The following is a 3,225-nucleotide window of genomic DNA, read 5'->3' as shown; positions in this document are numbered from 1 at the left end:
AGATGTCTTGCCAGGGAAGTTTTTTCAGCATAGTGGTTTCCTTTAGGGGAGTTTGGGCTCCTGCTCCGACCGAACGGCGAGGACGCGAAAACCGATATGGTCGTAGCGACGCTCAGGTTCAAAGCGCAGGCGAAAGGCGGATCGGCACGGCCAGCCCTCATCGGTCCAGGCACCGCCCCGGCGGGATCGGGCGATTGCGCCATTCCCGCTTTTAGTTGCGGTGGCTTTTGCGCCGTACAGATCGGGGTTCTTGCCGCCCGGTAGCCGCTCGTGGTACCAGTCCCGGCACCACTCGAAGATATTGCCATGCATGTCGTGCAGGGCCCAGGGATTGGCGGGGTAGCTACCGACCTTTGCCGCCACTTTGAGCGAGGGCCCAGGCGCGGCTCCGTTGTAGGGCTTGCCCATGAAGTTCGCCTGCTTGCTACTGAGCGAGTTGCCAAACGATGTTGCGGTGGTGGTTCCCGCTCGGCATGCATACTCCCACTGTGCCTCGGTGGGAAGCCGGAACTCCCAGTCTTTTGGAAGTGTGCCCGCTTTATGGCCGAGCGCCGTGAGCTTCAGGCAGAAGGCTTCGGCCTCGACGAAGTTGACATTGCCCACTGGGAGCGCGTCGCCTGCGGGTAGCTCCGCCGTCAGTGGGCCGGGCAGCGCCCCCATCACACGCTTCCACTGCCCCTGCGTCGCCTCGAACTTAGCCATCCAGAAGCCCCGGGTCAGGACCACTTGCACCTGATCCTCGCCGGGCCGACGCTCCGGCTCGCCGGGGGGGCTTCCCATGATAAAGCGGCCCGGCGGGCACCAGCACAGCGGAACTCTGGCGATCTCACGGCTGTCGCCCGCCCGCGTGCCATCAAAGTCGGAGTGCTCCAAGGTCATCGCGGAGCTGTCGAGTATCAAGGGCACGGGCCGCTGACAGCAGCTCGCCCCGCCACTGAGTAGCAGGAGTAGGTAAAACGCAGACGACCGATGAAGGTTTTCATAGGCTAGGCTTATCCTCGAAGTAGCAGCAAGTCGCCGTCGCCGGGGGGGATGGTGTGGATTTTGGAGACTTTGCCCGTGGCGGCGCTTTTGTGGGGCGCATCGAACTGGATCTCAAACGGCTTGGCATCGGGCAGGACGCAGACGACGCGGCCTCTGTCGAAGTCTCGGTACCAGCCCAGCGGGTGTGCTTTTTCGACCATGCCCAGCGGGGTTCCGCGCTCAAGCGGCCTCCCCAGCGACTTGTTCCAGAAATCGTACCAGCGGTGGCGGTGGTCCGGGGTCGGCAGGTCATTGGGGTCGGAGAAGAGGCAGTAGCCGTCGGAGAGGCACAGCGTGAGTGTCGAGATCAGGCGCATGAGCGGCTTATCGTCGCGGCTCTTGTGGTACCAGCTCTCCACACAGTTGATGCGCGGCTGCCTCAGGTTCTTCTGTGCCCACTCCAGAGTTTGGGCAATCCGTCGCCAGTCGCCCGGGGTCTTGCTGCGGTAGCACTCCATGAAAAAGCCATTGACAAAAGGCGCGGTGCGCGGGGTCTGTCTGTCATTGGCGTTGGCGAGAATTAAGGCGCTTGGCCCAATCGCCTCACGAATGGATTTGGCGAGTGCCAGGCGCTCGTCATCGTCTATCCACCAGTCCAGCATCACGCCGTCGAGTACGCCGCTTGCCACGGCGGCTCTGGCTTGCGCGGCAACTTGCCCACGAAACGAGGGATTGCCAAAGTCCAAAAGCCAGTAGCCACCCTCTTCCCAGCCGGGCGTACGCTTGCCGGTTTTATCGCGCTTCCACCAGGGATGATCCTCGGGCAGATAGCTCGTGTGGGCGTCTCTGTAGCGAATCTCGGCGAGGAGCACCGTATTGGGATTGCGTGTGAGAAGCTCCGCTCGGCGCTTCTTTGCCACTTCGATACTCTCGGGCGTGAAGCCATCGGCCAGGCCCGTGGGTTGGCGGTTCCAGCGCAGACCGAAGAACTCTGGGCCATGAAAGATTAAGTCATGCCGGGCGAGCATTGCCTCGGCGGGGATACTTTTGGGTTCGTCGGCGGGGCTCCATGCCTGAAACACCGACGGAAACCCGCGCTCCGCGATGCGGCGTGCCAGTGGCTTCTCACTCATGAAGTATTATACGGTTTTTCCGGTCTGTGGCGTGGTTGTCGGGGCGAGGGGTTGTGGGATGCCCTCGCGCCAGTTTAGTTTCTCTAAGCGCAGGGTTCTGCCTCTGGGGTTGGAGCCGTAGCGCGGCTCATTTGTATCGCTCCAGCCATGATAGAGCAGCCAGTCGTCTTTGTTTTTGCCAACTGTCACCACGCACTGATGGCCCGGCCCCCAGACACGGCCCGGCAGACTGGCCAGAATCGCGCCGGTCTTCACATACGGCCCGGCGAGTTTTTCACTCATGGCGTGGGCGATGCAGTAGCTGGCTTCGCGCTTGCTGGACTCAAACCAGCCTGCGGAGTAGAGAAGATGGTACTTTCCGCCTCGCACCAACACGGTGGGGGCTTCGTTGACACCGCGCTCCCAGGGCTCGGTCGGTCGAACAATCTCGATGAGGTCTCCCACGGTGCTCAGCCAGTCGCTCGCGAGCTTGCGCATCACAATGCGGCGCGGCTCCTCCTCGGAGTAGAGTAGCCACGCGCTGCCATCTTTTTCCAGGTGAAGCGTCGTGTCAATCACGCCCACTTTATTGTTCTCGCCGCTCACTAAGATCGCTTTATGCACAAATGGTCCCGTCGGCGCACTTGCCACGGCGATTCCGATATCGTGCTTCTTGGTCTGTGGATTCAGCGCCGAATAGGTCATCCAGAGCGCGTTTTTGTGGGTGATGACTTCGGGGGCCCAGAGGTGCTCTTTGGACCAAGGCGGCGTGAAACAAATCCCCCTGTGCGTCCAGTGCACCAAGTCCCTCGACTCCATTACCTGAAAACCACTGCCGTGCTTTGCCGTTTCGGTGGCGTAGGCGAAAAAGCGTCCTTTCCAGGCAATCACATGCGGATCAGGAAAGTCAGCGTCCCAGACCGGGTTGGTGTAAATGCTCATCGTTATTTATTCCGCCTCGATCAGGCGCACCGTGTACTTGCCCGCCCCGATTTTGCGCGAAACCCAGATCGTGTAGGTGCCCTCCAGGGGCAGAGTGAGCCCATAGAGCGTGCCTGTACCCTCACCTGAGATTTCGACACCATCCGGCCCGAATACCCTCACCCATGGGCTGAAGTCGTTGGAGCGGACACTGAGAATCAGCGCTTGG

The 3,225-nt window shown here is 61.2% G+C and carries 3 protein-coding genes and 1 pseudogene; all 4 read right to left on the bottom strand.

Features of this window, described 5'->3' with window-relative positions:
- Positions 1–42 precede the first annotated feature (42 nt).
- Positions 43–906: a formylglycine-generating enzyme family protein gene (locus ACH2EH_RS20110; RefSeq protein ID WP_395144492.1), complete on the bottom strand. Its 864-nt coding sequence runs from the start codon at positions 904–906 to the stop codon at positions 43–45.
- 86 nt (positions 907–992) lie between these two features.
- Positions 993–2,096, bottom strand: coding sequence for a hypothetical protein (locus tag ACH2EH_RS20105; protein WP_395144490.1), 1,104 nt, complete (start codon positions 2,094–2,096; stop codon positions 993–995).
- Between the two features lie 6 nt (positions 2,097–2,102).
- Complete coding sequence (locus ACH2EH_RS20100; RefSeq protein WP_395144488.1) at positions 2,103–3,017, bottom strand: family 43 glycosylhydrolase; 915 nt, start codon at positions 3,015–3,017, stop codon at positions 2,103–2,105.
- Positions 3,018–3,023: 6 nt separating this feature from the next.
- Positions 3,024–3,225 (bottom strand): annotated as a pseudogene (locus ACH2EH_RS20095) (hypothetical protein); the annotation flags it as partial.

It is taken from the genome of Armatimonas sp. (genome assembly GCF_043760365.1).
Classification (GTDB): domain Bacteria; phylum Armatimonadota; class Armatimonadia; order Armatimonadales; family Armatimonadaceae; genus Armatimonas.
Note: the sequence above shows the minus strand (reverse complement) of the source record. Positions and strands in the feature narration are given on the sequence as shown.